Source organism: Bordetella petrii (genome assembly GCF_000067205.1).
In the GTDB taxonomy this organism is placed as follows: Bacteria; Pseudomonadota; Gammaproteobacteria; order Burkholderiales; family Burkholderiaceae_B; genus Bordetella_A; species Bordetella_A petrii.
Genome location: NC_010170.1, coordinates 2,087,577 through 2,113,140, shown reverse-complemented (window position 1 = coordinate 2,113,140; position 25,564 = coordinate 2,087,577). Strand labels below are relative to the sequence as shown.

Genomic DNA, 25,564 nt, shown 5'->3' with positions numbered 1-25,564 from the left:
GGTGGCAGACGCCGAAATATGTACTCTACAGGGTTTTCCCGGCCCGTGCCACTTGCCCCGAGGGGCAAATTCTTTCATAAGGTGTCAGGACAAGCGAAGCCAGGCCCCGGCCGGTTTTTCAGTCCGCCAAAATGGCCTGCAAAGCCTCGACCAGCCGCGCGCATTGGGTCTCGGTGCCCACGGTTATGCGCAGGAACTGGTCGATGCGCGCCTGCCTGAAATGGCGCACGATGATGCTGCGCTCGCGCAGCGCCGCGGCCAAGGCGGCGCCGTCGTGCCCGGGGTGGCGGGCGAAGAGGAAATTGGCGGCCGATGGCAGCACCTGAAAACCCAGCTCTTGCAACTGGCCGGCCAGGGTTTCGCGCGTGGCGATCACGGCCTGGCGGGTGCGCTCGAAATACGCCGTGTCTTCGATGGCCGCCACGGCGCCGGCTTCGGCCAGCCGGTCGATGGGATAGGAATTGAAGCTGTTCTTGACGCGCTCGAGCGCTTCAATGAGCACCCTGCTGCCGATGGCGAACCCCACCCGCAGGCCGGCCAGCGAACGCGATTTGGACAGCGTCTGGACGACCAGCAGATTGTCGTAGCGGGACACCAGCCCCACAGCCGACTCGGCCCCGAAATCGACATAGGCTTCGTCGATGACCACCGGAATGTCGGGGTTGGCCGCCACGATGCGTTCGACGTCGCCCAGGGCCAGCGCGCGGCCGGTTGGCGCATTGGGGTTGGGGAAAATAATGCCGCCCGCCGCGCGCCCGGCGGCCGGCAGGTAATCTTGCACATCGATACAGAAATCTTCGGTGAGCGCAACCGCCTGGCCGGCGATTTGGTACAGGCCGCAATACACCGGATAGAAGCTGTAGGTGATGTCGGGAAACAGCAGCGGGCCGTCGTGCTTGAGCAGCGCCTGGAACGCGTGCGCCAGCACTTCGTCGGAGCCGTTGCCCACGAAGACCTGTTCGGGCTGGACCTGGCAATAGGCGGCGATGGCCTGCCGCAGCCGCTCGGAGCCGGGATCGGGATACAGCTTCAGGCTGTCGTCGCAGGCCGCGCGCAGGGCCTGCAGTACCTTGGGCGACGGGCCGAACGGGTGTTCGTTGGTGTTCAGCTTGACCAGGTCTTGCAGCTTGGGCTGCTCGCCCGGCACGTAGGGACTGAGTGTCCCGACGACGGGACTCCAGTAGCGGCTCATGAATCAGCTTTCCTGCGTGTAGGGATTGCGCGACGACTTGAACTCGATACGCAGCGGCGTGCCGTCCAGCTTGAAAGCCTCGCGGAAACGGGTTTCCAGGTAGCGGCGGTAAGAATCGGGAATGGCGTCGAGCGCATTGCCGTGGATGATGACCAGCGGCGGATTCTGCCCGCCCTGGTGCGCATAGCGCATCTTGGGCCGGAAAATGCCTTTGCGCGGCGGCGGCTGCTGCTCGACGGCGGCATGCAGCTCGCGCGTGAGCTTGGGCGTGGACAGCTTGGCGAAGGCGGCGGCATGCGCGGCCACCACCGACTTGAGCACCGGCTTGATGCCCTGGCCCTTCAGGGCCGAGATGGTGTGGGTAGGCGCGAACGACAGGAAGCGCAGCTTGCGCCGGAACTCGCGTTCGATGCGCTCGCGCTGGTCGATGTCGAGGCCGTCCCATTTGTTGATGGCCACCACCACCGCCCGGCCGGTTTCGAGCACGAACCCGGCAATGTGGGCGTCTTGCTCGGAAACCTCGGTCTGGGCATCGAGCATCAGCAGCACCACGTTGCTGGCCTCGATGGCCTGCAGCGTCTTGATGACGGAGAATTTCTCGACAGCCTCGAACACCTTGCCGCGGCGGCGCAGGCCGGCCGTGTCGATCAGGGTGTACTTGCGGCCGTCGCGCTCGAAATCGATCTCGATGGCGTCGCGGGTGGTGCCCGGCAGGTCGAAGGCGATGACGCGCTCTTCGCCCAGCAGCGTGTTGATGAGCGTGGACTTGCCCACGTTGGGGCGGCCCACGATGGCAAGCTTGATGCGATGGTCGGGCGGCAGGTCGGCGGCGTCAGGGGCCGGTTCGGGCTCGGGCTCGACCAGGTCTTGCAGGGCCAGGCCGATGAGATCGACGATGCCGTCGCCATGCGCGGCGGAAATCGGATATGGCGTGCCCAGGCCGAGTTCGTGAAACTCGCTGGTGGCATTGCCCACGCCCATGCCTTCGGCCTTGTTGACCGCCAACACCACGCGCTGCTGGCCAGATTTACGGAGCAACTGCGCGATTTCGTGGTCGTGCGCGTTGACGCCGGCGCGCGCGTCGACCAGGAACACCACCACGTCGGCCTCGGCGATGGCCTGGCGGGTCTGGCGCGCCATTTCGCGCAGGATGCCCGTCTTGGCCACCGGCTCGAAACCGCCGGTGTCGATGACGATGAAGGGCGTGTCGCCCACCCTGCCCTCGCCGTAGTGGCGATCGCGCGTCAGGCCGGAATAATCGGCAACCAGCGCCGCGCGCGAACGCGTCAGGCGGTTGAAGAGGGTCGACTTGCCCACATTGGGGCGGCCGACCAGGGCGACGACGGGCTTGAAAGACACGGTAGGACTGGCAGATTGAAAAGTTAGTTGGTGCCGATCAGCACGAGATTGCCGTTGCCGTTCTGCACCAACAGGCCTTGCGGCGTGGTTTGCAGGGGCGAGACGATGGCCCCGCCGCCCACCGACAGGCGGGCCAGCAGGCTGCCGTCGCTGCGCGACAGGAAATGGACGTAGCCGTCGAAATCACCGACAGCCACGGCGCCGCCCAACGCGGCCGGCGAGGTCAGTTTGCGATTCTTCAGGGCGGCCTGCTTCCAGACATTGGTGCCGCTGTCGAGCGCGAATGCGCTGACCACGCCGTGCTGGTCGGGCGCGTAGGCGAACTGGTTGTCCAGCGCCATGCCGCTGGCGCTGGAGAATTCCTTGGCCCACAACGGCCGTCCGCCCTGGGTGACATCGAAGCACACAATGCGGCCCTGGTAGGCGACCGCGCACAGCAGGTTGCCGGCGATGCGCGGCGCGCCCACGACGTCGGTGAGGCGTTCGAGGTCGCTGGCGCCGCGCGGGGTGGCCACGGTGCCTTCCCATTGCACGTTGCCGCTGCCGACGTTGATGGCCAGCAGCTTGCCGCCCGGCAGGCCGGTAATGACCAGCCCTTCGGCCATGATCATTTGCGCGTTGCTGCGCAAGGCCAGCGCCGGCCCCGGACGTTGCAGGCTCCAGAGACGCTCGCCGTTCTCGATGTTGAACGCCTGGATGCGGTAGTCGCCGCTGCGCACCACGACAGCGCCGTAGCCGACGACCGGAGGAATGGCGACGTCGCTGGAAGCCTGAGCCTTCCATTTGACCTTGCCGGTGTCGTCGAAGGCGATGACCGCGCCCAGCGGCGAGGCGACGACGGTGGTGGCGCCGTCGCTGCCGACGCCGGCCGACAGCTTGGTGTCGGCATCGGCTTTCCAGAGCACCCGGCCGCTGGCCAGCTCAAGCTTGGCGACCGAGCCGTCGGGCGTGGCGGCATAGACCGCGTCGCCGACAACGACGGGCACGAAGCCGAAACCGGAGCCGCTGCCCACCGACGTGGACCAGATGGTGCGCACCGACATGCCCGGCGCGTACTCGGTAAGAGGCGCGGGCTCGTAGCGGTCGTCGTTGCTGGAGAACATCGAGCAGCCGGCCAGCGCGAGCAGGCTGGCGGCCAGGGCTGCGCCGCGCCACATGCGGCCGGGACGGAAATTAAACATACGATCAGGCTCCGCTGAGGGCATCCAGTTTCAATTGCACGGCCTGCCGCAGGGGGTCGTTGGCGGCAAGCCCGTCGAGCGCGGCTTGCCAGGCCTTGCGGGCATCTTCAGGCTTGCCCTGGGCGGCCAGGATGTCGCCGCGGCGATCGGCATACAGCGCGGCGAACGCCGCCGGGGGGTTATCGAGCTGCGCCAGGGCGGCGTCGTATTGCTTCTGGTCGAGCAGCAGGCCGGCCAGGCGCACGCGCGCCACCGGCTGCAGCGCGGCCTGCTTGGACTGGCCGGCCAGCCATTCGAGCTGTTCACGCGCGCCGGCGATGTCGTTCTGCTGTTCGAGCGCATGGGCGGCCACCAGGGCGCCGCGCGCCGCGTAGCCCGTGGACGGGTAGTCGCTGCGCAAGGTCGAGGCCGCGGCCTTGATGCGCACGGTGGAATCCGTGCCTCCCAGGCGGGCGGCGTCTTCGAGGGCCTCGAAGTAGCCCATGGCCTGGTTGGCCCGATGCGTCTGGTAGGCCTTCCAGCCCCACCAGCCGCCCCAGGCCAGCGCGGCGATGGCCGCAAGGGTCACCACGAGCGTGCCGTAGCGCGCCCACCAGGCCTTGATTGCGTCGAGTTGTTCCTGTTCTTCGAGATCGTATGCCATGCTAACCCTTGGATTTCAAAACGTCGGCCAGGCGGTCCAGCGCGACCTGCTGCTGCGCGGCTTCGCCGGCTGCGTCGGCACGCAAGAACTTCACGCTGGCGGTGCCGGCGGCCACTTCATCGCTGCCAAGAATAACCGCAACACGGGCGCCGCTGGCGTCGGCCCGCTTGAATTGCGATTTGAAACCGGACGAGCCGGCATGCACGATGACCGACAGACCGGCGTCGCGCAGTTGCTCGCCGACGCGCGCGGCCAGGCGCTGCGCCGCTTCGCCCTGGTGCACCACGTAGACCTCGCATTCGGGCGTGGGCGCCGGCGGCACGCTTTGTTCCCAGAGGTCGAGCAGGCGCTCCATGCCAATGGCGAAACCGACCGCGGGCGCGGGCTTGCCGCCCAGCAGCTCGATCAGGCCGTCGTAGCGGCCGCCGCCACACACCGTGCCCTGCGCCCCCAGGCGGTCGGTAACCCATTCGAAGACGGTCAGGTTGTAGTAGTCGAGCCCGCGCACCAGGCGCGGATTGAGCCGGTATTCGATGCCGGCATCGGCCAGCAACTGGCACAGGCCATCAAAGTGGGCTCGAGATTCGTCACCCAGGAAATCGAACAGGCGCGGCGCGCTGTCGGCCATGGCCTGCATGGCCGGATTCTTGGTGTCGAGCACGCGCAGCGGGTTGCTGTACAGGCGCCGCTGGCCGTCTTCGTCGAGGATGTCGCGGTGGCGTTCGAGGTGCTCGATGAGCGCGGCCCGGTGGGCGGCGCGCTCGGCGGGCTGGCCCAGCGAATTGAGCTCCAGTCGTACGTCGGTCAGGCCCAGGCGCTTCCAGAGGCGCGCCAGCATGACGATGAGCTCGGCGTCGACGTCCGGGCCGGCAAAGCCCAGGGCTTCGACGTCGATCTGGTGGAATTGGCGGTAGCGGCCGCGCTGCGGGCGCTCGTGGCGAAACACGGGGCCGATGCTGTAGACGCGCTGCGGCCGGTCGTACAGCAGGTTGTGCTCGATGCTGGCGCGCACCACGCCGGCGGTCATTTCGGGCCGCATGGTGAGCGAGTCGCCATTGAGCGCATCGGTGAAGGTGTACATCTCTTTTTCGACGATGTCAGTGACTTCGCCGATGCCGCGCGCGAACAGGCGCGTATGCTCGAGCACGGGCGTGCGCACGTTGCGGTACCCGTAGCCGCGCAGCCATTCGCGCACGATGCTCTCGAATTGTTCCCAGCGCGCGCCGTCGCCAGGCAGTACGTCATTCATGCCGCGTATGGCGGCGACTTTCTGGAAAGCTTGCGTCATCTTCTTCATGCCGCGACGGCCCGCACCGCGGCGCGCCAGGCGGCTCAGCCCCTTTTTCAGTGAGTGGCCTGCGCGCCATAGCGGCGCGCGACGTAGTCTTCGACAATGGTCTGGAATTCTTCGGCGATGCGGTCGCCCTTCAGGGTGACGGTGCGTTCGCCATCGATGAACACCGGAGCGGCCGGCACTTCGCCCGTGCCCGGCAGGCTGATGCCGATATCGGCGTGACGGCTTTCGCCCGGGCCATTCACCACGCAGCCCATCACGGCGACGTTCATGCTTTCGACGCCCGGATAGCGGGCGCGCCATACCGGCATCTGGCGCCGCAGGTACGACTGGATGCTGTCGGCCAGTTCCTGGAAGAACGTGCTGCTGGTGCGCCCGCAACCCGGGCAGGCCACCACCATGGGCGTGAACGCCCGCAGGTTCATGGTTTGCAGGATTTCCTGGGCCACGATGACTTCGCGGGCGCGGTCGCCACCCGGTTCGGGGGTGAGCGAAATGCGTATGGTGTCGCCGATGCCCTGCTGCAGCAGCACCGCCAGCGCCGCCGTCGAGGCGACGATGCCCTTGCTGCCCATGCCGGCTTCGGTCAGGCCCAGGTGCAGGGGGTAGTCGCAGCGCGCGGACAGGTCGCGGTAGACGGCGATGAGGTCTTGCACGTGGCTGACCTTGCACGACAGGATGATGGCGTCGCCGCGCAGGCCCAGCTGCTCGGCGCGCTGGGCATTGCTGATGGCCGAGACCACCAGCGCGTCGCGCATCACCGCCTGGGCTTCCCAGGGTTGCGCGCGACGGCTGTTTTCGTCCATTTTGCGCGCCATCAGTTCGTGGTCGAGACTACCCCAGTTGACGCCGATGCGCACTGGCTTGTCGTGGCGGCAGGCCACTTCGATCATCTGGGCGAAGTTGTCGTCGCGCCGCTTGCCGCCGCCCATGTTGCCGGGGTTGATGCGGTACTTGGACAGCGCCTGGGCGCAATCGGGAAATTGCGTGAGCAGCTTGTGGCCGTTGTAGTGGAAGTCGCCCACCAGCGGCACCGACACGCCCATGCGGTCGAGTTGTTCGCGGATGGCGATGACTTCACGGGCGGCCTCGGGGGTATTGACCGTGATGCGCACGAGCTCGGACCCGGCCTGCGCCAATTCCTTGACCTGGATGGCGGTGGCGATGGGGTCGGCCGTATCGGTGTTGGTCATGGATTGCACCACGACCGGCGCGGCGCCGCCGATGACGACCCGGCGGTCGCCCCATTGCACGGCAACCGAGCGGGTGGGCCGGCGCGGCGCGGCCCCTACTTCGGGTGGCGGAACGTCGTGGCAGGGCGGAGACGGCTGTTGCATGCGTACACCGGTATTACGGATTCACCCGGGAGAACCAGGCCGTGGGCAGCCATTCGGCGGGCAGCCAGCCCTGCCAGAACGCGTAGGCGACCAGCGCGACCAACAGGGCCAGGATGACCAGCAGCCAGCCCCAGGGCGCGCCGCCACGCTCGTCGTCGTGCGGCTGGATCGGCACGGCCATGGGGCGGCCAGCGCGATGCCCGGCGCCGGAGGCGGGCGCCGCGGCGATTTGTGTTTCGAGGGAGGCGACGATAGCCGGGGCGTCGGCATCGAGCAGGCGCGCATAGCTGCGGATCAGGCCGCGCAGCGACACCCCGGAAGGCAGCTTGGCCCATTGCTCGTTTTCGAGCGCCTGGATCTGGCGCGCCGAGAACTTGATGCGGCTGGAGACTTCGTCGAGCGACCAGCCGCGCGCCACGCGCAGGGCCTGCAAGGCCTGGCCGACCGTGGCGGCCTGCGCCTGGGCCTGCATGGGGGATTCGCTTGCGGAAACAGCCGGGTCGAGCTCCTGCGTCATGCCTGCACCTGTGCAATGGGAATGGTACGGCCGGCGTTGCGCTGGGCCACGCGCGTGCGGTCGCGGACTTCGCCGGCCAACTGGCCGCAGGCGGCGTCGATGTCGTCGCCGCGCGTCTTGCGCACGGTGGTGACGATGCCGGCGTCCATCAGCCTTTGTGCGAAGACTTTCACTCGCGCCGAAGGCGAACGCTTCAGGCCCGAGGCGGGAAACGGATTGAAGGGAATCAGGTTGAGCTTGCAGCGCACCTGCCGGGCTACCTGGATAAGCGCCCGGGCATGCTGGTCGGTATCGTTGATGCCGTCGAGCATGCAGTATTCGAAGGTGATGAAATCGCGCGGCGCGCTGGCCAGGTAGCGCTCGCACGCGGCCAGCAGCTCGGCCAGCGGGTACTTTTTGTTGAGCGGCACCAGTTCGTCGCGCAGCGCATCGGTGGGCGCATGCAGCGACACGGCCAGCGCCACGGGGCAGTCGCGCGACAGGCGGTCCATCATGGGGACCACGCCCGAAGTGGACACGGTGACCCGGCGCCGCGACAGGCCATAGGCGTTGTCGTCGAGCATCAGGCGCAGGGCCGGCAGGAGCTGGTCGTAGTTGAGCAGGGGCTCGCCCATGCCCATCATGACCACATTGCTGACGACGCGCGTGTCGTCGTTGCCGGCGCCGCCCAGCCGCGCCGTGCCGGCATCGGCCTCGAGCACGCGCTTGGCCCACCAGAGCTGGCCAATGATTTCGCTGGAGGTCAGGTTGCGGTTGAAGCCCTGGTGCCCAGTGGAACAGAAGCGGCAGTTGACTGCGCAGCCTGCCTGGCTGGACACGCACAGCGTGCCGCGGTCGTCTTCGGGAATGAAGACGGTTTCGATGGCATTGCCTTGCCCCACGTCGAACAGCCACTTGCGCGTGCCGTCGGACGAGCGCTGCTCGGTATTGACCGGCAGCGCCTGGATGCGGCACTGCTGCGCCAGCTGGCCGCGGAAGTCGCGGGCCAGGTCGGTCATGGCGTCGAACGAGTCGGCGCCGCGCTGGTGTATCCAGCGCTGCAACTGGCGGGCGCGGAACGGCTTGCCGCCCCATTGGCCGACCAGGTCGGACAGGGCGGCGCCATCGAGGCCCAGCAGGTTGACGCGTTCGGCGGTTTCCATGACTTGCTCAGGCGCGCAAGGCGCGGATCAACGGCTGTGGATGTTGATTTCGGGGAAGAAGAACGCGACTTCGACGGCGGCCGTTTCAGCGGCGTCGGAGCCATGCACGGCGTTGGCGTCGATGCTGTCGGCGAAGTCGGCGCGGATGGTGCCCGGCGCGGCCTTCTTGGGATCGGTGGCGCCCATCAGGTCGCGGTTTTTCTGGATGGCGCCTTCGCCTTCGAGCACTTGCACGAACACCGGACCCGAGACCATGAAGTCGACCAGGTCCTTGAAGAAGGGGCGCTCTTTGTGCACGGCGTAGAAGCGCTCGGCATCGGCGCGCGACAGTTGCTGCAGGCGAGCGGCGATGACCTTCAGGCCGGCGTTTTCAAAGCGGGCGATGATCTGGCCGATGACGTTCTTGGCAACGGCGTCGGGCTTGATGATCGAGAGAGTGCGTTCGACGGACATAGGAAACTCCAAACTGGGTTTGACTGTTTTTCGGTTGATGGGTTGCACGCCACGACGGCCTGGCCCGCACCGAGGCAACGGTGGGTCGGCCTGTCTGCGGTGCGGCATTCCGGGCTGGATTCGAGACTGGGCCCTTCCACAAGGTTCCGGAACTTTCCGGCGACCGCCGCGTTTTTCTTAAATAATTAATAAAAACAGGGACTTCTGAAAGGTTTACAGTAACCCGGCATTCTAGCACGCCGTCAAGACCGCAATACATCTTAAAATTGCAGGTTTGCTTGGCCGCCTATTGGCCCGCCCCCGCTTTTTTGCCGGAACCCGTAATGACTGAAGCCGCAGCCCCGATCCCGTCCGAAACCGACTCTGCCGACCTGCCCAAGAGCTTCGAGCCCGCCGAACTCGAGGCGCGCTGGTACGCCGAATGGGAACGGCGCGGCTATTTCACCGCGGGCCAGCACGTAAAAATGGGGACCGACCCCGAGCCTTATGTGATCCAGTTTCCGCCGCCCAACGTCACGGGCACGCTGCACATGGGACACGCGTTCAACCAGACCATCATGGATGGCCTGGTGCGCTACCACCGCATGCGCGGCGACGACACGGTCTTCGTGCCGGGCACCGACCACGCCGGCATCGCCACCCAGATCGTCGTCGAGCGCCGCCTCGACGCCGAGAAAGTCTCGCGCCACGACCTCGGCCGCGAGAAGTTCATCGAAAAAGTCTGGGAATGGAAAGAGCAGTCGGGCAACACCATCACCGGCCAGGTGCGCCGCCTGGGCGCCTCGGCCGACTGGCCGCGCGAGTACTTCACCATGGACGACCGCATGTCGCGCGGCGTGGTGGAGACCTTCGTGCGCCTGTACCAGCAAGGCCTGATCTACCGCGGCAAGCGGCTGGTCAACTGGGACCCGAAGCTGCTGACGGCGGTTTCCGACCTGGAAGTGCAGTCCGAGGAAGTCGACGGCCACATGTGGCACATTCTGTACCCGTTCGTCGACGGCCCCCAGACCATCGTCGACAAGGACGGCCAGACGGTCACCCTGCGCGGCATGACCATCGCCACCACCCGCCCCGAGACCATGCTGGCCGACGGCGCGCTGTGCGTGCACCCCGACGATCCGCGCTACCAGCATCTGGTGGGCAAGATGGTCGAACTGCCGCTGTGCGACCGCAATATCCCCATTATTGCCGACGATTTCGTCGACCCTGAATTCGGCACGGGCTGCGTGAAGATCACCGGCGCCCACGACTTCAATGACTACGCCTGCGCGCTGCGCCACGACCTGCCCCTGATCGTGATCTTCACGCTGGATGCGCACATCAACGAGAACGGCCCGAAGCAGTTCCAGGGCATGGAGCGCTACGAGGCCCGCAAGGCCGTGGTGGCCCAGCTTGAGGCCGAACAGTACCTGGTGCGGGTCGAGCCGCACAAAATGATGCAGCCCAAGGGCGACCGCACCGGCGTGGTGCTCGAACCCATGCTGACCGACCAGTGGTTCGTGGCCATGAGCAAGCCGGCGCCCGAAGGCACGCGGCATCCGGGCAAGAGCATCACCCAGGTGGCGCTCGACGTGGTGGCCGACGGCCGCATCAAGTTCTATCCGGAAAACTGGACCACCATCTACAACCAGTGGCTGAACAACATCCAGGACTGGTGCATTTCGCGGCAATTGTGGTGGGGCCACCAGATTCCCGCCTGGTACTCGGAAGACGGCCAGGTGTTCGTGGCCCACACCGAGGCGCAGGCGCAGGAACAGGCGCGCGCGGCCGGCGTTGCAGGACCGCTGACGCGCGACCCCGACGTGCTGGACACGTGGTTCTCGTCGGCGCTGGTGCCCTTCACTACGCTGGGATGGCCGGAAGACACGCCCGACCTGCGGCGCTACCTGCCGTCGAGCGTGCTGGTCACGGGCTTCGACATCATTTTCTTCTGGGTGGCGCGCATGGTCATGATGACCACCCACCTGACCGGGCAGATTCCGTTCAAGCATGTATACGTGCACGGCCTGATCCGTGACGCCGACGGCCAGAAGATGAGCAAGTCCAAGGGCAACACGCTCGATCCGGTGGACCTCATCGACGGCATCGGCCTGGACGGCCTGGTGGCCAAGCGCACCTACGGCCTGATGAACCCCAAGCAGGCCGGCGCCATTGAAAAAGCCACGCGCCGCCAGTACCCCGACGGCATCCCGGCCTTCGGCACCGACGCGCTGCGCTTCACCATGGCGGCCTACGCCACGCTGGGCCGCAACATCAACTTCGACCTCAAGCGCTGCGAAGGCTACCGCAACTTCTGCAACAAGCTGTGGAACGCCACCCGCTATGTGCTGATGAACACCGAAGGCCACGACCTGGGCGGCGATCAGCCGGCCGAACTGTCGTTCGCCGACCGCTGGATCGTCAGCCAGCTGCAGGCCCTGGAGGCCGAAGTCGAGCGCGGCTTTGCCGACTACCGCTTCGACAACGTGGCCAATGCCCTGTACCGCTACGTATGGGATGAATACTGCGACTGGTATGTCGAGCTGGCCAAGGTGCAAATTCAACAAGGCACGCCGGCGCAGCAACTGGGCACCCGCCGCACGCTGATCCGCGTGCTGGAGGCCGTGCTGCGGCTGGCCCACCCCATCATTCCGTTCATTACCGAAGCGCTGTGGCAAAAAGTGTCGGTAGTGGCCGGCAAGCGCCAGGCCGATGTCGCCGACAGCGTCAGCGTGCAGCCTTACCCGCGCAGCAACCCCGACGCGGTCGATCCGGCTGCCGAAGCCGACGTCGCGGATCTGAAGGCCCAGGTCGAGGCCGTGCGTGCGCTGCGCGGTGAAATGGGCCTGTCGCCGGCGCAGCGCGTGCCGCTAGTAGCGCAAGGCGATGCCGCCACCTTGCAGCGCAACGCCCCCTATCTGGCGGCGCTGGCCAAGCTGAGCCAGGTCGACGTGGTCGACACCTTGCCCGACGCCGGCGCGCCCGTGCAGGTGGTGGGCACCGCGCGCCTGATGCTGCACGTCGAGATCGATGTGGCGGCCGAGCGCGCCCGCCTGGACAAGGAAATCGCCCGCCTCGAAGGCGAGGCGGCCAAGGCTGCCGGCAAGCTGGGTAATGCCAGCTTTGTCGAGCGCGCGCCGGCCGCCGTGGTAGAGCAGGAAAAGGCCCGGCTGGCGCAGTTCAATGAAACCCTGGCCAAGGTGCGCGAGCAGCGCGCCAAGCTGGGCTGAACCGAGGGGGCCGTGCGGCCCCCGCCGGTCAGAATGAATACGTGATGCCCAGCGAGCCGAACGCGCTGGTTTCACGCTCGACGATGGGGCTGTCGCGCGCGTCGCCCAGGAGCGTCTTGACGCCCACCGTGGTGACCACGGTCCAGTCTTTGTCCAGGCTGTAGCGCCAGTTGGTGAACAACGCCGCCGACTTGAAGCCGGCCGAGGCCGAATACGGCTTCAGGCCGGCTTCGCTGTTCGCGGCCTGCGAGCGGGTGACGCCGAACCAGGTCTGCATGTCGTCGTGGCTGCCCCACAACGTGCTGGCGCCTACGGTGACCACATTGCGGCTGGTCTGCAGCACGCGATAGCTGGTGCGCAGTTCCAGCGTGCCCCCGTAGCCGCTGCGCATGGCCTGGCGGTAGGCGGCGCCCAGCGAAAACCGGCCGGGATGCCATTCGAGGTACGCGCCGTAGACGCCATGGAAATCGATATCGCCCAGGCCCTTGATCCGGTCGGCGTCATCGTCGCGCCCCAGGCTCATGCCCAGAAACAGGCCGGCCGTGACGTCAGGCGCCAGGTCCCATTTCAGGCCGGTGGCGGGCAAGCCCGCGCGCGGCGAAATAAAGAAATGGCCACTCTGGTAGTTGATCAGCGGCACCGGCAGAAAGCGGTAGTCTTTGGCGCCATCGTATTCAGGCAATACCCCGGCCGCCAGGCCAATGAAATTCTGGCTCTGCGCGTGCGCGCCCTGCCCCGCGGCCATTCCCAACAGGGCCAGTCCGGCGGCCCATCGCAATCGGCGTTTCATGGCAATTCCTCTTAATATCGGCGGAGCCGCGCCTTGCGGCTCCTGCCATGGCACCGGATTGTGCAGCCAGGGTTTTAAATTGTTTTTAATGGCCGTGCCGCATACTGCGCGGCACGCTTCCCGATGGACGAAATCGCATGCACATACTGCTGGTGGAAGACGACGCCATGCTGGGCATGGCCATGCAAGCCGGCCTGGCGCAAAAGCTCGGGGCCACGGTCGACTGGGCGCGCGACGCCGCCGAGGCCCGCCTGGCGCTGGCCGGCTCGCCCTATGCGGCCGTATTGCTGGATATCGGCCTGCCGGGCGAATCCGGCTTGTCGGTGCTGCGCGCCCTGCGGGCCCGCTACGACGCCACGCCCGTCCTGCTGGTCACGGCGCGCGACCAGTTGAGCGAACGTATCGGGGGCCTGGACGCCGGGGCCGACGACTACATCGTCAAGCCGTTCCAGCTCGACGAGCTGCTGGCGCGCCTGCGGGCCGTGCTGCGCCGCAGCCGCAATCGGGTCACGCCGCTGCTGGCCTGCGCCGGCGTCACGCTCGATCCCGCTACGCGGCAAGTACGGCGCGATGGCGTCGAAGTCACGCTCAGCCAGCACGAGTACCTGACGCTGCTGGCCTTGATGGAGCGGCCGGGGCGCAGCCTGACCCGCGAGCAGCTGGAAGACGCTGTCTACGGCGGACACGGCACCATCGAAAGCAATACCATCGCGGTGTATGTGCACCAGCTGCGCCGCAAACTGGGCGACCACATCGTCGCCACGGTGCATGGCTACGGCTACCGGCTCGGCGAGGCCTCAGATTGCCTTCCCTGAAACGCCGCCTGCTGCTGGGCCTGCTGCTCGCCCTGGCCGTCAACTGGGCGAGCTGGTTCGCCTGGTTCGCCTACGAACAAGGCCGCACCCAGACCGGCGTGTGGGACCAGAAGCTGCATGAAGTGGCCAATGTCGCAATGCGATCATTGCCGCTGTCGCTCACCGAAGCCCAGGGACCCATCGGCTTCGAGCCTGACGACGGAGGCCTGGTGTCTTTCGAGACCCAGATCAATTTCCAGATATGGACGCGCGACGGCAGCCGCCAGCTGGCGCACTCTCCAGGCGCGCCAGCCACGCCCTTGAACGACCGCTTTGAAAACGGCTATGCCGACGTGACCGTCAACGGCGAACCCTGGCGCATGTATGCCTCCAGCGATGTAGACAACCGGATTCAGATCCAGGTGGGCATGGCGCTGGCAGACCGGCGCGCCGAGTTTCAGGCCTGGCTGTGGCAAGGCCTGGAGGCTTCGGCGCTGCTGTTCCTGTTGCTGACGCTGACACTGCGGTTCGTCGTCAACCACACCCTGGCCCGCCTGGACCGGCTGCGCGCCACGTTGCTATCGCGCGACCCCTTCGACCTGGCGCCCCTGCCGCAGCAAGGCATGCCCGCGGAACTGCAGCCCTTGATCGTGTCGGTTAATCGGCTGCTGGCCCGGCTGGACACCGCCATGAGCCGCGAACGCCGCTTCATCGCCGACGCGGCGCATGAACTGCGCACGCCGCTGGCGGCGCTGACCACGCATGCCGAACTGGCGCGCGACGCCAGCGAAAGCGGCTCGCGCCAGGTGGCGCTGGATGGCCTGCTGGCCGTCGCCCGGCGCGCCACCCGGTTGTCTGAGCAACTGCTGGACCAGGCCCGTCTGGACGCCATCGAACAGCGCCCCGCCACCCCAGTGGATCTGGCCGCACTGATCTCGATGTGCGTGCGGGATTATGAATCGGCGGCGCGCGGCAAGCGGCAACGCATCACGCTGGATACGCAGGCTTGCACCGTGAACGGCGACGTTGACGCCGTTGGCATCCTGGTCGGCAATCTGATGGACAACGCCGTGCGGTATACGCCCGTGGGCGGCAACATCGAGGTGCGCTGCGCCCCCGCGCCAGATGGTGGCGCGCTACTGAGCGTGGCCGACGACGGCCCCGGCGTGCCGCAGGCCGAATGGCCACGCCTGTTCGAACGCTTCTACCGCAGCCGCGGCACCAACGGCGGCATGCGCGGCAGCGGCATCGGACTGGCGCTGGTGGCGCAGATCGCCCGCCTGCACGGCGGCAAGGCATGGTGCACAGCAGGTATAGGCGGCCGCGGCCTGGCGGTGTGGGTGCGGCTGGACTGAAAGGCCCTAGACCCCGCCGTCGTTCAAGCGATACCACGCGACCGCGGCATTGACGTACAGCCGCCGCAGGCCATACAGCGGAAAGCCCTTGATGCGCGTGAGCGGCACCGGCAGGGCATCCGCGCCCTCGCCCGCGGTGTAGGCGGCCAGCGCCTGGCCCATGGCGGTCTGCAGACCCACGCCCCGCCCCTGGCAACCGATGTCGATCAGCAGCCCGGGCTCGGGCTCATGCAGGTGCGGCAGATAATCGCGCGTGACCGCCACTCGGCCGCACCAGCGGAATTCGAACGGGGTGCCGGCCGCCTGCGGGAACAGCTTGACCAGCACGCGTTCCAGATGCGCCCAGTCTTGCGGCCCCTTGGGCTCGCGGAACGGGCCGCGCCCGCCCATCAGCAGGCGCCCCTGGTGGTCGAGCCGGAAATACAGAAGCAGGTTGCGCGTATCCGAGCACACCCCGCCTTGCGGAAAGATCGTGGCCCGCACGTCGTCGGGCAGCGGCTGCGTGGCGACCTGGAAGGTGTTGGCATCGATGATGGATTGCCGCAGCCCCGGCCACAGGCTCGGGCCGTATGCGTTGGTGCACATGACGACGCGCTGCGCTGTCACCTGGCCGCCCCCGGCCGTGGCGGCCACCCATCGCCCGCCGTCGCGCCGCAGCGCCTGGACCGGGGTATCGGTATGCACGCGGGCGCCCGCCGCCAACGCGGCGCGAGCCAAGCCGCGCACGTAGCTCAATGGCTGGATGGCGCCGGCGCGCGGATCGATCCAGCCGCCCTGGTAGCGGTCGGTGCCGGTCAGGGCAGCCACCTGCGCCTTGTCCAGGCTGCGGGTGGGCACGCCATAGCGCGCCCATTGCGCGGCCCGCGCGTGCGCGATGTCCAGCGCCTGCCGCGTGTGCGCGCCCTGGATCCAGCCGGCCCGTTCGCGCGGCACGTCCATGCCGTGGCGCTCGATCAGCCCGAAGACCAGGTCGGCCGTGCCGCCGGCGAACTGCACAAGGCGTTCGCCGCGCTGCGCGCCGTACATGCGGATGAGTTCGTCGGGGTCGTATTTCAACCCGGGAATCACCTGTCCGCCGTTGCGCCCCGACCCGCCGAAACCGATTTCGCGGGCCTCGAGCAGCAGTGTGTCGATGCCGCGCTCGGCCAGGTGCAGCGCGGTGCTCAGTCCGGCATAGCCGCCGCCGATGACCAGCACGTCGGCCTGCGCCGACCCCGCCAGCGCCGTGGTATGGGGTGGCGGGGCCGCGGTGGCGGCCCACAAGGAATGCGACAGCGGATATGGCGCTTGCGCCATGATGGCTCCTTACATGGGATGCAATACGCGGTGCAGGAAATCCTGCGTGCGTGGATGTTGCGGTTGGTTCAATACGTCGCGGGCGGCGCCCTGCTCTACCACCACGCCGCCATCGATGAACAGCACGCGGTCGGCCACTTCGCGGGCAAAGCTCATTTCGTGGGTGACCACCACCATGGTCATGCCCGCCTCGGCCAGCTTGCGCATGACGCCCAGCACATCGCCCACCAGTTCGGGGTCGAGCGCCGAAGTGGGCTCGTCGAACAAAATGGCCTTGGGCTGCATGGCCAAGGCGCGCGCGATCGCCACGCGCTGCTGCTGGCCACCCGAAAGCTGGGGAGGATGGGCATCCGCCTTGTCGGCCAGGCCCACGCTGGCCAGCAATTCGCGGCCGCGCTCGATGGCCTGGGCGCGTGGCTCTTTCTTGACGAAGACCGGACCTTCAATAACGTTTTCCAGCGCCGTGCGATGCGGGAACAGGTTGAAACGCTGGAACACCATTGACACCTGGGTGCGGATCGACACGATGGATGGCGAGTCGCAGTCGACGGGTTCGCCGTCGATGGTGATGGAGCCGCTGTTGTAGCGCTCCAGCCCGTTAATGCAGCGCAGGATGGTGGATTTGCCCGAGCCCGAGGGCCCGATCACGCAGACGACCTCGCCTTTGCTGACCTCGGCGTCGATGCCCTTCAGGACTTCGAGCTTGCCGAAGCTCTTGTGCACATTCTTCAGCAGGATCATTTGGCGGCACTCCTTTTTTCCAGGTGGCGCACGAACAGGATGAGCGGCACGCACATCACCAGGTACATCAGGGCAACCAGGCTGAACACCGTGGCGTTCTTGAACGTGGAAACCGCGATCAGCTTGCCCTGCAAGGCCAGCTCAGCCACCGTGATGGTGGAGGCCTGCGAGGAATCTTTCAGCATCATGATCATGATGTTGCCATAGGGCGGCAGCACGATTTTCACCGCCTGTGGCAGCACTACCCGCCGCATGGTCATGCTCCAGCTCATGCCCATCGCCATGGCCGCCTCGACCTGGCCGCGGTCGATGGCCTCGATGCCGGCCCGGAAATTCTCGGCCTGATAGGCTGAATACGCGATGCCCAGCCCGATGATGGCCGCCTGCACGGCCGTCAGCGCAATGCCCATGTCGGGCATCACGAAATAGATGTAGAACAGCAGCACGATGATAGGGATACCGCGCAGCACGTTGATCATGCCGGCGCTGAACTTGGCCAGCGGCTTGATGCCGGACACCCGCATCAGGGCCCATACCATCCCCAGCAGCGTCGACAGCAACAGCGACCCGAAGGTCACCAGGATCGTCAGCGTAGCGCCCTGCAGCAGTATGGGCAGGAATTCGCGCGCATCGTTGAAAAACTCCATCATCGTTCAGTCCATCCTAGAGGGGTAAGTGGAAAGCGCCGGCGGCCGCGTGCGGACCGCCGGCCGGGGTCCGGCGCTCAATCCGCCAGGTTCCACTTCTTCAGGATGCCGTCGATGGTGCCGTCGGCTTTCAGCTTCGTCAGCGCCTTGTCGATGCGCGCCAGCAACTCGGTGTCTTCTTTGCGCGTGGCAATGCCCAGGCTGCCGACCACGATGGGCTCGTAGCTCTTGGCCATCTTCAGGTTGGGGTACGCGCCCTTGGCGATGATGCTGGCCGCGATGGGATAGTCCATGAAGCCGCCCTGGATGCGCCCGGCGTTCGCGTCGCGCATCATGTCGGGCGGGTTGTCGTAGAGCTTGACCTCTTTAAACATGCCGCTGTTCTGGATGGGCGCGACAAACGCCGTGCCGACCTGCACGCCCACCGTCATGCCTTTCATGTCGGCGAACGACTTGTATTGCTTGTCGTCGCCCTTGGGCACCATGAAGCCTTCGCCGTAGCGATACACGGGCTGGGAAAAGCTGACCACTTTCTGGCGCGGCTCGGTGATGAACATGGCAGCGGAGATCAGGTCGATGCGCTTGGACGTGAGCGAGCCGATCAGGGCCGAGAACGCCATGGGTTCGATCTGGACGCCGAAGCCCGCCTCTTTGCCGACCGCCTTGATGATGTCGACCATCACCCCTTCGATGGTGTTGGTCTTGGTGTCCAGGAACGTGAACGGGCTGCCGGTGGGCGTGGAGCCGACTTTCAGCACAGTCTGCGCCTGGGCGGCGCCTCCCAGTGCCAGGGCGGCGGCCAGGGCTGCCGCCATGATCTTCTGTTTCATGGATATTCCCCTACTGTTGTGGAAAGCTAGGCGCGTCGCGCGCCGGTAATGTGCGCCTGTCTGCCGCCGGCCATGCCGGCGCCCGGCCGGCGCGGTTTACGGACTGGCCTCCTGGTAGTCGATGCGGCTGATGGCCCAGATGACTTCGGCGACGTCCGAACCCGGATTGCGCCAGCGCCGCGGCGTGCGGCTGGCATAGCAGAAACTGTCGCCGGCGCGCAGCAGCATGACCTGGTCTTCGACCCAGAGCTCGAGCGTGCCCTGCAAGACTAGGCCGATCTGCTCGCCCATGCAGGTAGAGAACAAGTCATCGCCAGTGGATCCGCCCGGCGCGATGCGGGCCCGGCAGAGATCCAGGCTGCGGCCGGCGGGCGGGGTGTACATCTCTTTGTGGATGCCCTTGTCGAGCAGGTCGACGCGGCGATGCGTGCCGGCGCGCGCCACGCGGCCGGCGGCCTCGCCGCCGCCCTGCCCAGTCCCGCGCAGCAGCGAATCCACCGAGACGCCGAACTGGCCAGCCAGCAGCGTGACGATTTTTACCGACGGCGAACTCAGGCCGCGCTCGACCTGGCTGAGCAGGCCCACCGAAATGCCGCAGGCCTTGGCCACCTGCATGAGCGACAGCCCATGCTGTTTGCGCAACTGGCGCAGTTGCTGGCCCAGCCAAAAGTCGATCACCGAAGCCGGCGCGGGCTCGCGCGAGGCGCGGGCCGAGCGTCGCGAGGCGAGATCATCGGGGACGGCCAGGCTGCTCATATGAAAGATATGAAATTTGAAATTTTCATATATACATAATTTTCAATGCTAGCAGCACCGGCCACGCAGGCAAGGTGGGGACTTCCCTAGGGATGGCGGAAGAATATGGAACGAACTGAAGAGCCGCCCTGTTCGTGCGGGATGCGGACGTTCAACCAGCGCGAGGCGCTGGGGGACGCCAGGGGATCGGCTTACGCGCCGAGGGTGGCCAGGTAGCGCTCGTCGGCCGGGGTGAGCCAGCCGTTGGCGCGGGCGCGCTCGAGCAGGTCAGGCCGGCGCTCGGCGGTAAGCCGCAGCGATTGCTGGCGCCGCCAGCGAGCGATGTTGGCGTGATGGCCGCTGAGCAGCTCGGCCGGCACCGCCTGGCCCGCATGAACTTCGGGACGGGTGTAATGGGGGCTGTCGAGCAGGCCCGACAAGGTGTCGTGGAATGAATCCTGCAGGGCGGACTCGCCATCGTTCAGCGCGCCCGGCAGCAGCCGCACCGCGGCATCGATGATGGCGAGCGCAGCGATCTCGCCGCCGGACAGCACAAAGTCGCCTAGCGAGATTTCATCGGTGACGCAGCGGTCGATGAAGCGTTGGTCGATGCCTTCGTAGCGGCCGCAAATAAGCACGGCGCCGGAGCCCGCAGCCAGGGATTGCGCGTATTGCTGGTCGTAGCGCCGGCCAGTGGGGGACATCAGCACTACCGGCGCCGGCGCCAGGCCCTGCCCCGCGCGGCCCGCCTGCGCCGCATCCACGGCGGCCTCAAGGGGCGCAGCCATCATGACCATGCCCGGGCCCCCGCCGTAAGGGCGGTCATCGACGGTGCGATGCACGTCGTGGGTGTAATCGCGGGGATTCCAGGCATGCAGGGCCCACAGGCCCTGCGCGTGCGCCCTGCCGGTCACGCCCAGGTCGCGCACGGTTCCGAACATGTCCGGAAAAAGCGTGACGACGTCAAAGCGCATCAGAGTTCCGTGGGCCAGTTGCTATCGATGCGGCGGGCGGAGAGATCAACCGCCAGGATATGGGCGCCGACAAACGGCACCAGCATTTCGAGCGGGCGCCCCTTGGCGTCGCGCCGGGGTTCGGGCTCGCCGCCGGGCGCGGGCGCGCGCTGCAGCACCACCCGCAGGATGGCGTGCGCGCCGTTATCGAAAACTTCTTCGACAACGCCCACGCGGGCCGGCTCGCCTTCGGCATTAGTGTAGAAGGCGCAACCGATGAGGTCGACCCAGTAGTATTCGTCGTCGGCGGCGGCCGGAAACTGGCTGCGCGAAACCTGCACTGCCAGGCCACGCAGAGCCTCGGCCTGGTCGCGGTCGGTGATGCCGGCCAGTTGCGCGACGACGCTGGCGCCCTGGGGCCGCGCCTGTACAACCTTGTATTCTTGCGGCGCAGACGCGACAACGCCTCGCGCCTTTTCAGGAACGAGGCGGGTCAGCCACCAGCTGGATGCCTTGCGCAGCACATCGGCCTGGGCAGAATGCGGCTGCACCTTGACCCAGCCCTTGACGCCGTAGGCCCCGTTGATGCGGCCCAGTTCGACCAAGTCGCCGGGAACCGCGGCGTGGGCGGCGTCAGGCATAGAACCGGCCGGCAAGGCAGCGCGGGTTTGCGCCAAGCCCGCCGTCAGGCGGCGGCGGAAACCTTGGCCGAGTAGTCTTTGACCAGACGCTCGACGGCGGGCGACAGTTGCGCGCCGCTGTTGGTCCAGTATTGCACGCGGTCAAGCGAAATACGCAGGCTTTCCGAGCCTTCGCTGGCAACCGGATTGTAGAAACCCACACGCTCGATGAAACGGCCATCGCGGCGGTTGCGCGAATCGGTGGCTACCAAGTTGTAAAACGGACGCTTCTTCGACCCACCGCGGGCCATGCGAATCACCACCATAGGTAATCCCTTGAATTAGTTGTGAAAAACGGAAGATTCTAGCATTGAATGAGAGCCCCTGGCAAGGAAGGCCTCGATTCGAGCCGGATACGTAGCATACACCCCGGAAACGCCTCGAGCGCTTCCGGGGCCGGGAACCGCTAGCGCCGCCTGAGGAAGTGCAGCACCGTGCCCTGGTTGTTGTCGTGCTGGGCCAACAGCGCGTTGCCGCTTTGCTTGGCGAACGCCTGGAAGTCGCGCGTGGCCTTGGGATCGGTGGTGGCCACCCGCAGGACCTGGCCGCTTTCCATCTGGGCCAGCGCTTTCTTGGCGCGCAGGATGGGCAGCGGGCACGTCAGCCCGCTGGCATCGACCTCGTGCTGGAATTCCGGCAGGCCCGAGACAGGATCAGAGACGTTCATCGACCCACCCTTGCACGCTGGCCACGGCCGCCGGCAGGGCCTGGGCATCGTTGCCGCCGCCCATGGCCATGTCGGGACGGCCGCCGCCCTTGCCGCCCACCTGGCCCGCCACGAAGCCGACCAGGTCGCCAGCCTTGACGCGGCCAGTGAGGTCGGCCGTGACGCCGCCCACCAGGCTGATCTTGCCGTCGCCACCGGCGCTGGCCAACAGCACCACGGCGGACTTGAGGCGGTCTTTCAGGTTGTCGACCATGCCGCGCAAGGCCTTGGGATCGATGTCGCCGAGGCTGGCGGCCAACACCTTCACGCCCTTGACCTCGGCCGCCTTGGCGGCGAGGTCGTTGCCTGCGCTGGCAGCCAGTTTGCCGCGAGCCTGTTCGAGGTCTTTTTCCAGGGTGCGAAGCTGCTCTTGCACCTGGGCCAGGCGCTCGGGCAGGTCGGCGGGGGTGGTGCGCAGCATGCCCGCGGCGCGCAGCAGCAGCGCGTTCTGGTTTTGCACCCAGGCCAGCGCGTTGTCGCCGGTAATGGCCTCGACGCGGCGCACGCCGGCCGCCACGCCGCCTTCGGCCACGATCTTGAACAGGCCGATGTCGCCCGTGCGCGACACATGGGTGCCGCCGCACAGTTCGCGCGAGAAGCCGATGTCGAGCACCCGCACGGTGTCGCCGTATTTTTCGCCGAACAGCGCCATGGCGCCGCCCTTGACTGCGTCGTCGTAGGCCATGACGCGGGCCTGGGTAGGCTGGTTGGCCAGGACTTCGGCATTGACGATGGCTTCGACCTGGGCAATTTGCTCGGCCGACAGCGGCGCGTCGTGGGCGAAGTCGAAGCGGGTCTTGTCGGGATCGACCAGCGAGCCGCGCTGCTGCACGTGCGCGCCCAGCACCTGGCGCAGCGCCTTGTGCATGAGGTGGGTGGCGGAGTGGTTGCGCACGGTGCGCGCGCGGCGCACGGCATCGACCCGTGCCAGCAGCGTATCGCCCACGGCCAGCGAGCCGGATTCGAGCACGCCGTGATGGCCGAACACGCCGGCCTGGATTTTGAGAGTGTCGGCCACCGCGAAGCGCGCGCCGCCGCTTTCGAGCAGGCCGGTATCGCCGACCTGGCCACCCGATTCCGCATAGAACGGCGTGGCATCGAGCACCACCACGGCATGCTGGCCGGCCTGGACGCGTTCGACCTGGGTGCCGTCGACGTACAGCGCGGCGACCTTGACGCCATCGAGCTCGAGTTTTTCGTAGCCTTCAAAGCGGGTGTCGGCGCCTTCGTAGCTGAGGCCCTCGGCCATCTTGAATTTGCCCGCGGCGCGCGCCTGGTCGCGCTGGCGCGCCATGGCGGCATCGAAACCGGCCATGTCGACTTCGACATTGCGCTCGCGGCAGATGTCGGCGGTGAGATCGACCGGGAATCCGTAGGTATCGTACAGCGTGAACAGCGTGGTGCCGTCGAGCTGGCCGCCCGCCGGCACGCCGGCCAGGGCGCCGTCGAGGATTTTCATGCCGTGCTCGAGGGTTTCGCCAAAGCGTTCTTCTTCCTGTTTGAGCACCTGAGCCACGCGCTCGGCGGCCTGGGTCAGCTCGGGGTAGGCCTGGCCCATCTCGGCCACGAGGTCGGGCACCAGCTTGTAGAAGAACGGCTTGGTCTGGCCCAGCTTGTAGCCATGGCGCAGAGCCCGGCGCACGATGCGGCGCAGTACGTAGCCGCGGCCTTCGTTACTGGGAATGACGCCGTCGACGATCAGGAAGGCGCACGCGCGGATGTGGTCGGCAATGACCTTCAGCGAATTGTCTTCCAGGTTCGTGACGCCGGTTTCGCGCGCGGCGGCCCGGATCAGGTTCTGGAACAGGTCGATTTCGTAGTTGGAATGCACGCCCTGCAGCACCGCGGCGATGCGCTCCAGGCCCATGCCGGTATCGACACAGGGCTTGGGCAAGGGGGTCATGTTGCCGGCGGCATCGCGCTCGAACTGCATGAACACCAGGTTCCAGATTTCGATGTAGCGGTCGCCGTCTTCTTCGGGCGACCCCGGAGGGCCGCCCCAGACATCGGGGCCGTGATCGTAGAAGATTTCGGAGCACGGGCCGCACGGGCCGGTATCGGCCATTTGCCAGAAGTTGTCGGACGCGTAGCGGCTGCCTTTGTTGTCGCCGATGCGAATGATGCGCTCGCGCGGCACGCCGACTTCGGTGGCCCAGATGTCATAGGCTTGGTCGTCTTCCTGGTAGACCGTGACCCAGAGCTTCTCGGCGGGCAACTTGTAGACCTGGGTCAGCAATTCCCAGGCGTACTGGATGGCATCGCGCTTGAAGTAGTCGCCAAAGCTGAAGTTGCCCAGCATCTCGAAAAACGTGTGATGCCGCGCCGTATAGCCGACGTTTTCCAGGTCGTTGTGCTTGCCGCCGGCGCGCACGCTGCGCTGCGACGACGTGGCACGGGTATAGGAACGTGTTTCCTTGCCGGTAAAGACGTCCTTGAACTGCACCATGCCCGAATTGGTAAAGAGCAACGTGGGGTCGTTGCCCGGCACGAGCGAGGCCGAAGGAACGATGGTGTGCCCTTTCGACTGGAAGAACTGCAGGAATTTCTGACGAATCTCTGAGGATTTCATTCTGGGACGAACCGGAATTTTGGCGAATTTTTGATTATAGAGGGTCGGCGGCCTGCCGACCCCTCCGCCCTACCCCGGGCCCACGCAAACATAGCCGACGGTGGCGCTGCCGTCTTCGCTCCACAGGCCCTGCGCCACCCGGACGGCGGTATGGCCGCGGGGGCATGAACAGGTGCCCGTGAGCGGGTTCGGGGACGAAGACTGAGCGCATCCTTTGCTGGAGTTTAGGGCGTACGCGCCGCCGAAACTGCCCTGCGCCGCGGTCCAGACGCCGCCGCGGCAGTCCAGCAGCCCGCCCTTTGCACTGCGGGCGATCAGCCCCGCCCCGTCCGGACACGCGGCGCCGGCTACGGCCACGCCACCCAGCGCCAGGTATTCGCCAGCATGCAGCCGCCCCTCGGTGGACAGGGAGCCGGCCACGGACAGGTCGCCGCGCAGGTCCGGGTTGCGGGTGTCGTGGCGCCGCACGTACAGGTCGTAGTCGGCCGCGCCGAAGCCGGCCCACACGGCCAGCGTGCCCGGCGGCAGGGCCGGCATGGCGGGTGCGGGCGGGTTGGGGAAATCGAAATTGGCGCCGCGGACCCGGGCGGCGGTGGCCGAGCCGCCATAGCCTCCGGTGGCCTCGATGGCCGCGCCCAGACGCATCAGGTCGGGCGCCGAACCGTCGGCCAGCAGGACCGGCCTGACGCCGTAGGCCAGCGCATCTAGCCGGCAACCCGCCCCCGGGCAACGGGTGTCGCGCAGGATGCGGATGTTCACGCTGGCGCCCAGCGCGCCATTTTCTGGAAACGTGGCGGGCAGATGACCGTGCGCCTTGAGTTCGGCCAGGCTGGGCGCCAGCGGGTCGGCATACAAGGGCTGGCCATTGGCGCCCACCGCTGGCGCGCCTTCGGCCAGGCTGTCGAAATGCTGTCGCAGCATGTTGTCGAGCCCGCGCTTGAGTTCCAGCATCCAGGCCCCGGTTGCCTGGCCGGCCGCATCGTCGATGCGGTGGACCAACCGGTTGGCGCCCCAGACCAGCAACATGCCGGCCAGGGCTACCGCCAGCGTCAGCTCGAGCAAGGCGAAGCCGGCCTGCCGCCGGCCCGGCCGGCAATTTTCCGCCGCGCGGGCGTGCAATGCGATGGTGCGCATGAGGGTT

24 protein-coding genes are annotated in these 25,564 nt (G+C 66.9%); 3 read left to right on the top strand and 21 right to left on the bottom strand.

The genetic code is table 11. The annotated features are described in order from the left end of the window. Window positions 1-118 precede the first annotated feature (118 nt). The 9 genes from hisC to ndk are packed head-to-tail and all read right to left on the bottom strand — an operon-like array spanning window position 119 to window position 9,118. Window positions 119-1,192, bottom strand: coding sequence for a histidinol-phosphate transaminase (gene hisC, locus BPET_RS10270; protein ID WP_012248942.1), 1,074 nt, complete (start codon window positions 1,190-1,192; stop codon window positions 119-121). A 3-nt stretch (window positions 1,193-1,195) separates the two neighbouring features. Beyond that, entirely contained in the window at window positions 1,196-2,551 is a 1,356-nt protein-coding gene (gene der, locus BPET_RS10265; protein WP_012248941.1) for a ribosome biogenesis GTPase Der, read from the bottom strand. A 23-nt stretch (window positions 2,552-2,574) separates the two neighbouring features. Beyond that, window positions 2,575-3,732: an outer membrane protein assembly factor BamB gene (gene bamB, locus BPET_RS10260; RefSeq protein WP_012248940.1), complete on the bottom strand. Its 1,158-nt coding sequence runs from the start codon at window positions 3,730-3,732 to the stop codon at window positions 2,575-2,577. Window positions 3,733-3,736: 4 nt separating this feature from the next. After that, a complete protein-coding gene (locus BPET_RS10255; RefSeq protein WP_012248939.1) occupies window positions 3,737-4,375 on the bottom strand; it encodes a YfgM family protein in 639 nt (212 codons plus the stop codon). 1 nt (window position 4,376) lies between these two features. Beyond that, on the bottom strand, window positions 4,377-5,663 hold the full coding sequence (hisS, locus tag BPET_RS10250) for a histidine--tRNA ligase (protein WP_085970255.1): 1,287 nt from the start codon (window positions 5,661-5,663) through the stop codon (window positions 4,377-4,379). 56 nt (window positions 5,664-5,719) lie between these two features. Further along, window positions 5,720-7,006 (bottom strand): flavodoxin-dependent (E)-4-hydroxy-3-methylbut-2-enyl-diphosphate synthase, encoded by a 1,287-nt coding sequence (ispG, locus tag BPET_RS10245; RefSeq protein WP_012248937.1) that lies wholly within the window; start codon window positions 7,004-7,006, stop codon window positions 5,720-5,722. A gap of 13 nt (window positions 7,007-7,019) precedes the next feature. Beyond that, window positions 7,020-7,523, bottom strand: a complete 504-nt coding sequence (locus tag BPET_RS10240; protein ID WP_012248936.1) for a helix-turn-helix domain-containing protein — start codon at window positions 7,521-7,523, stop codon at window positions 7,020-7,022. Further along, window positions 7,520-8,665: a 23S rRNA (adenine(2503)-C(2))-methyltransferase RlmN gene (rlmN, locus tag BPET_RS10235; RefSeq protein ID WP_012248935.1), complete on the bottom strand. Its 1,146-nt coding sequence runs from the start codon at window positions 8,663-8,665 to the stop codon at window positions 7,520-7,522. The genes BPET_RS10240 and rlmN overlap by 4 nt, the downstream gene beginning before the upstream one ends. A gap of 27 nt (window positions 8,666-8,692) precedes the next feature. Beyond that, window positions 8,693-9,118, bottom strand: coding sequence for a nucleoside-diphosphate kinase (ndk, locus tag BPET_RS10230; protein WP_012248934.1), 426 nt, complete (start codon window positions 9,116-9,118; stop codon window positions 8,693-8,695). A 323-nt stretch (window positions 9,119-9,441) separates the two neighbouring features. Between ndk and BPET_RS10225 the strand changes: the two genes are divergently transcribed. Further along, on the top strand, window positions 9,442-12,327 hold the full coding sequence (locus BPET_RS10225) for a valine--tRNA ligase (protein WP_012248933.1): 2,886 nt from the start codon (window positions 9,442-9,444) through the stop codon (window positions 12,325-12,327). 28 nt (window positions 12,328-12,355) lie between these two features. Here BPET_RS10225 and BPET_RS10220 read toward each other — a convergent pair whose 3' ends face one another. Further along, window positions 12,356-13,117 carry a MipA/OmpV family protein gene (locus BPET_RS10220; protein ID WP_012248932.1) on the bottom strand — a complete coding sequence of 254 codons (762 nt, stop codon included), beginning with the start codon at window positions 13,115-13,117 and terminating at the stop codon, window positions 12,356-12,358. 137 nt (window positions 13,118-13,254) lie between these two features. Between BPET_RS10220 and BPET_RS10215 the strand changes: the two genes are divergently transcribed. Both BPET_RS10215 and BPET_RS10210 read left to right on the top strand, forming a co-directional pair. Beyond that, entirely contained in the window at window positions 13,255-13,932 is a 678-nt protein-coding gene (locus BPET_RS10215; RefSeq protein WP_012248931.1) for a response regulator transcription factor, read from the top strand. Then, window positions 13,920-15,266, top strand: a complete 1,347-nt coding sequence (locus tag BPET_RS10210; protein ID WP_041862847.1) for an ATP-binding protein — start codon at window positions 13,920-13,922, stop codon at window positions 15,264-15,266. Before BPET_RS10215 ends, BPET_RS10210 begins: the two co-directional genes overlap by 13 nt. Window positions 15,267-15,272: 6 nt before the next feature. Here the strand turns inward: BPET_RS10210 and BPET_RS10205 are convergent, their stop codons facing one another. The 11 genes from BPET_RS10205 to pilV form a co-directional block, all read right to left on the bottom strand. Then, complete coding sequence (locus tag BPET_RS10205) at window positions 15,273-16,562, bottom strand: NAD(P)/FAD-dependent oxidoreductase (RefSeq protein WP_012248929.1); 1,290 nt, start codon at window positions 16,560-16,562, stop codon at window positions 15,273-15,275. Window positions 16,563-16,571: 9 nt separating this feature from the next. After that, entirely contained in the window at window positions 16,572-17,303 is a 732-nt protein-coding gene (locus BPET_RS10200) for an amino acid ABC transporter ATP-binding protein (RefSeq protein ID WP_012248928.1), read from the bottom strand. After that, window positions 17,300-17,953, bottom strand: a complete 654-nt coding sequence (locus tag BPET_RS10195) for an amino acid ABC transporter permease (RefSeq protein WP_012248927.1) — start codon at window positions 17,951-17,953, stop codon at window positions 17,300-17,302. Before BPET_RS10195 ends, BPET_RS10200 begins: the two co-directional genes overlap by 4 nt. A 74-nt stretch (window positions 17,954-18,027) precedes the next feature. After that, a complete protein-coding gene (locus tag BPET_RS10190) occupies window positions 18,028-18,780 on the bottom strand; it encodes an ABC transporter substrate-binding protein (RefSeq protein WP_012248926.1) in 753 nt (250 codons plus the stop codon). A 96-nt stretch (window positions 18,781-18,876) separates the two neighbouring features. Beyond that, window positions 18,877-19,536, bottom strand: coding sequence for a helix-turn-helix domain-containing protein (locus BPET_RS10185; protein ID WP_012248925.1), 660 nt, complete (start codon window positions 19,534-19,536; stop codon window positions 18,877-18,879). A gap of 191 nt (window positions 19,537-19,727) precedes the next feature. Continuing rightward, entirely contained in the window at window positions 19,728-20,489 is a 762-nt protein-coding gene (trmD, locus tag BPET_RS10180; protein ID WP_012248924.1) for a tRNA (guanosine(37)-N1)-methyltransferase TrmD, read from the bottom strand. Next, entirely contained in the window at window positions 20,489-21,109 is a 621-nt protein-coding gene (rimM, locus tag BPET_RS10175; protein ID WP_012248923.1) for a ribosome maturation factor RimM, read from the bottom strand. Before rimM ends, trmD begins: the two co-directional genes overlap by 1 nt. A 44-nt stretch (window positions 21,110-21,153) precedes the next feature. Further along, window positions 21,154-21,414, bottom strand: a complete 261-nt coding sequence (gene rpsP, locus BPET_RS10170; protein WP_012248922.1) for a 30S ribosomal protein S16 — start codon at window positions 21,412-21,414, stop codon at window positions 21,154-21,156. Window positions 21,415-21,554: 140 nt separating this feature from the next. Next, on the bottom strand, window positions 21,555-21,815 hold the full coding sequence (locus tag BPET_RS10165) for a sulfurtransferase TusA family protein (protein ID WP_012248921.1): 261 nt from the start codon (window positions 21,813-21,815) through the stop codon (window positions 21,555-21,557). Beyond that, entirely contained in the window at window positions 21,802-24,423 is a 2,622-nt protein-coding gene (alaS, locus tag BPET_RS10160) for an alanine--tRNA ligase (protein WP_012248920.1), read from the bottom strand. Before alaS ends, BPET_RS10165 begins: the two co-directional genes overlap by 14 nt. 69 nt (window positions 24,424-24,492) lie before the next feature. Further along, the gene (gene pilV, locus BPET_RS10155; protein WP_012248919.1) at window positions 24,493-25,557 is read right to left on the bottom strand and encodes a type II secretion system protein; all 1,065 of its coding nucleotides are present in this window, start codon (window positions 25,555-25,557) and stop codon (window positions 24,493-24,495) included. Window positions 25,558-25,564 lie beyond the last annotated feature (7 nt).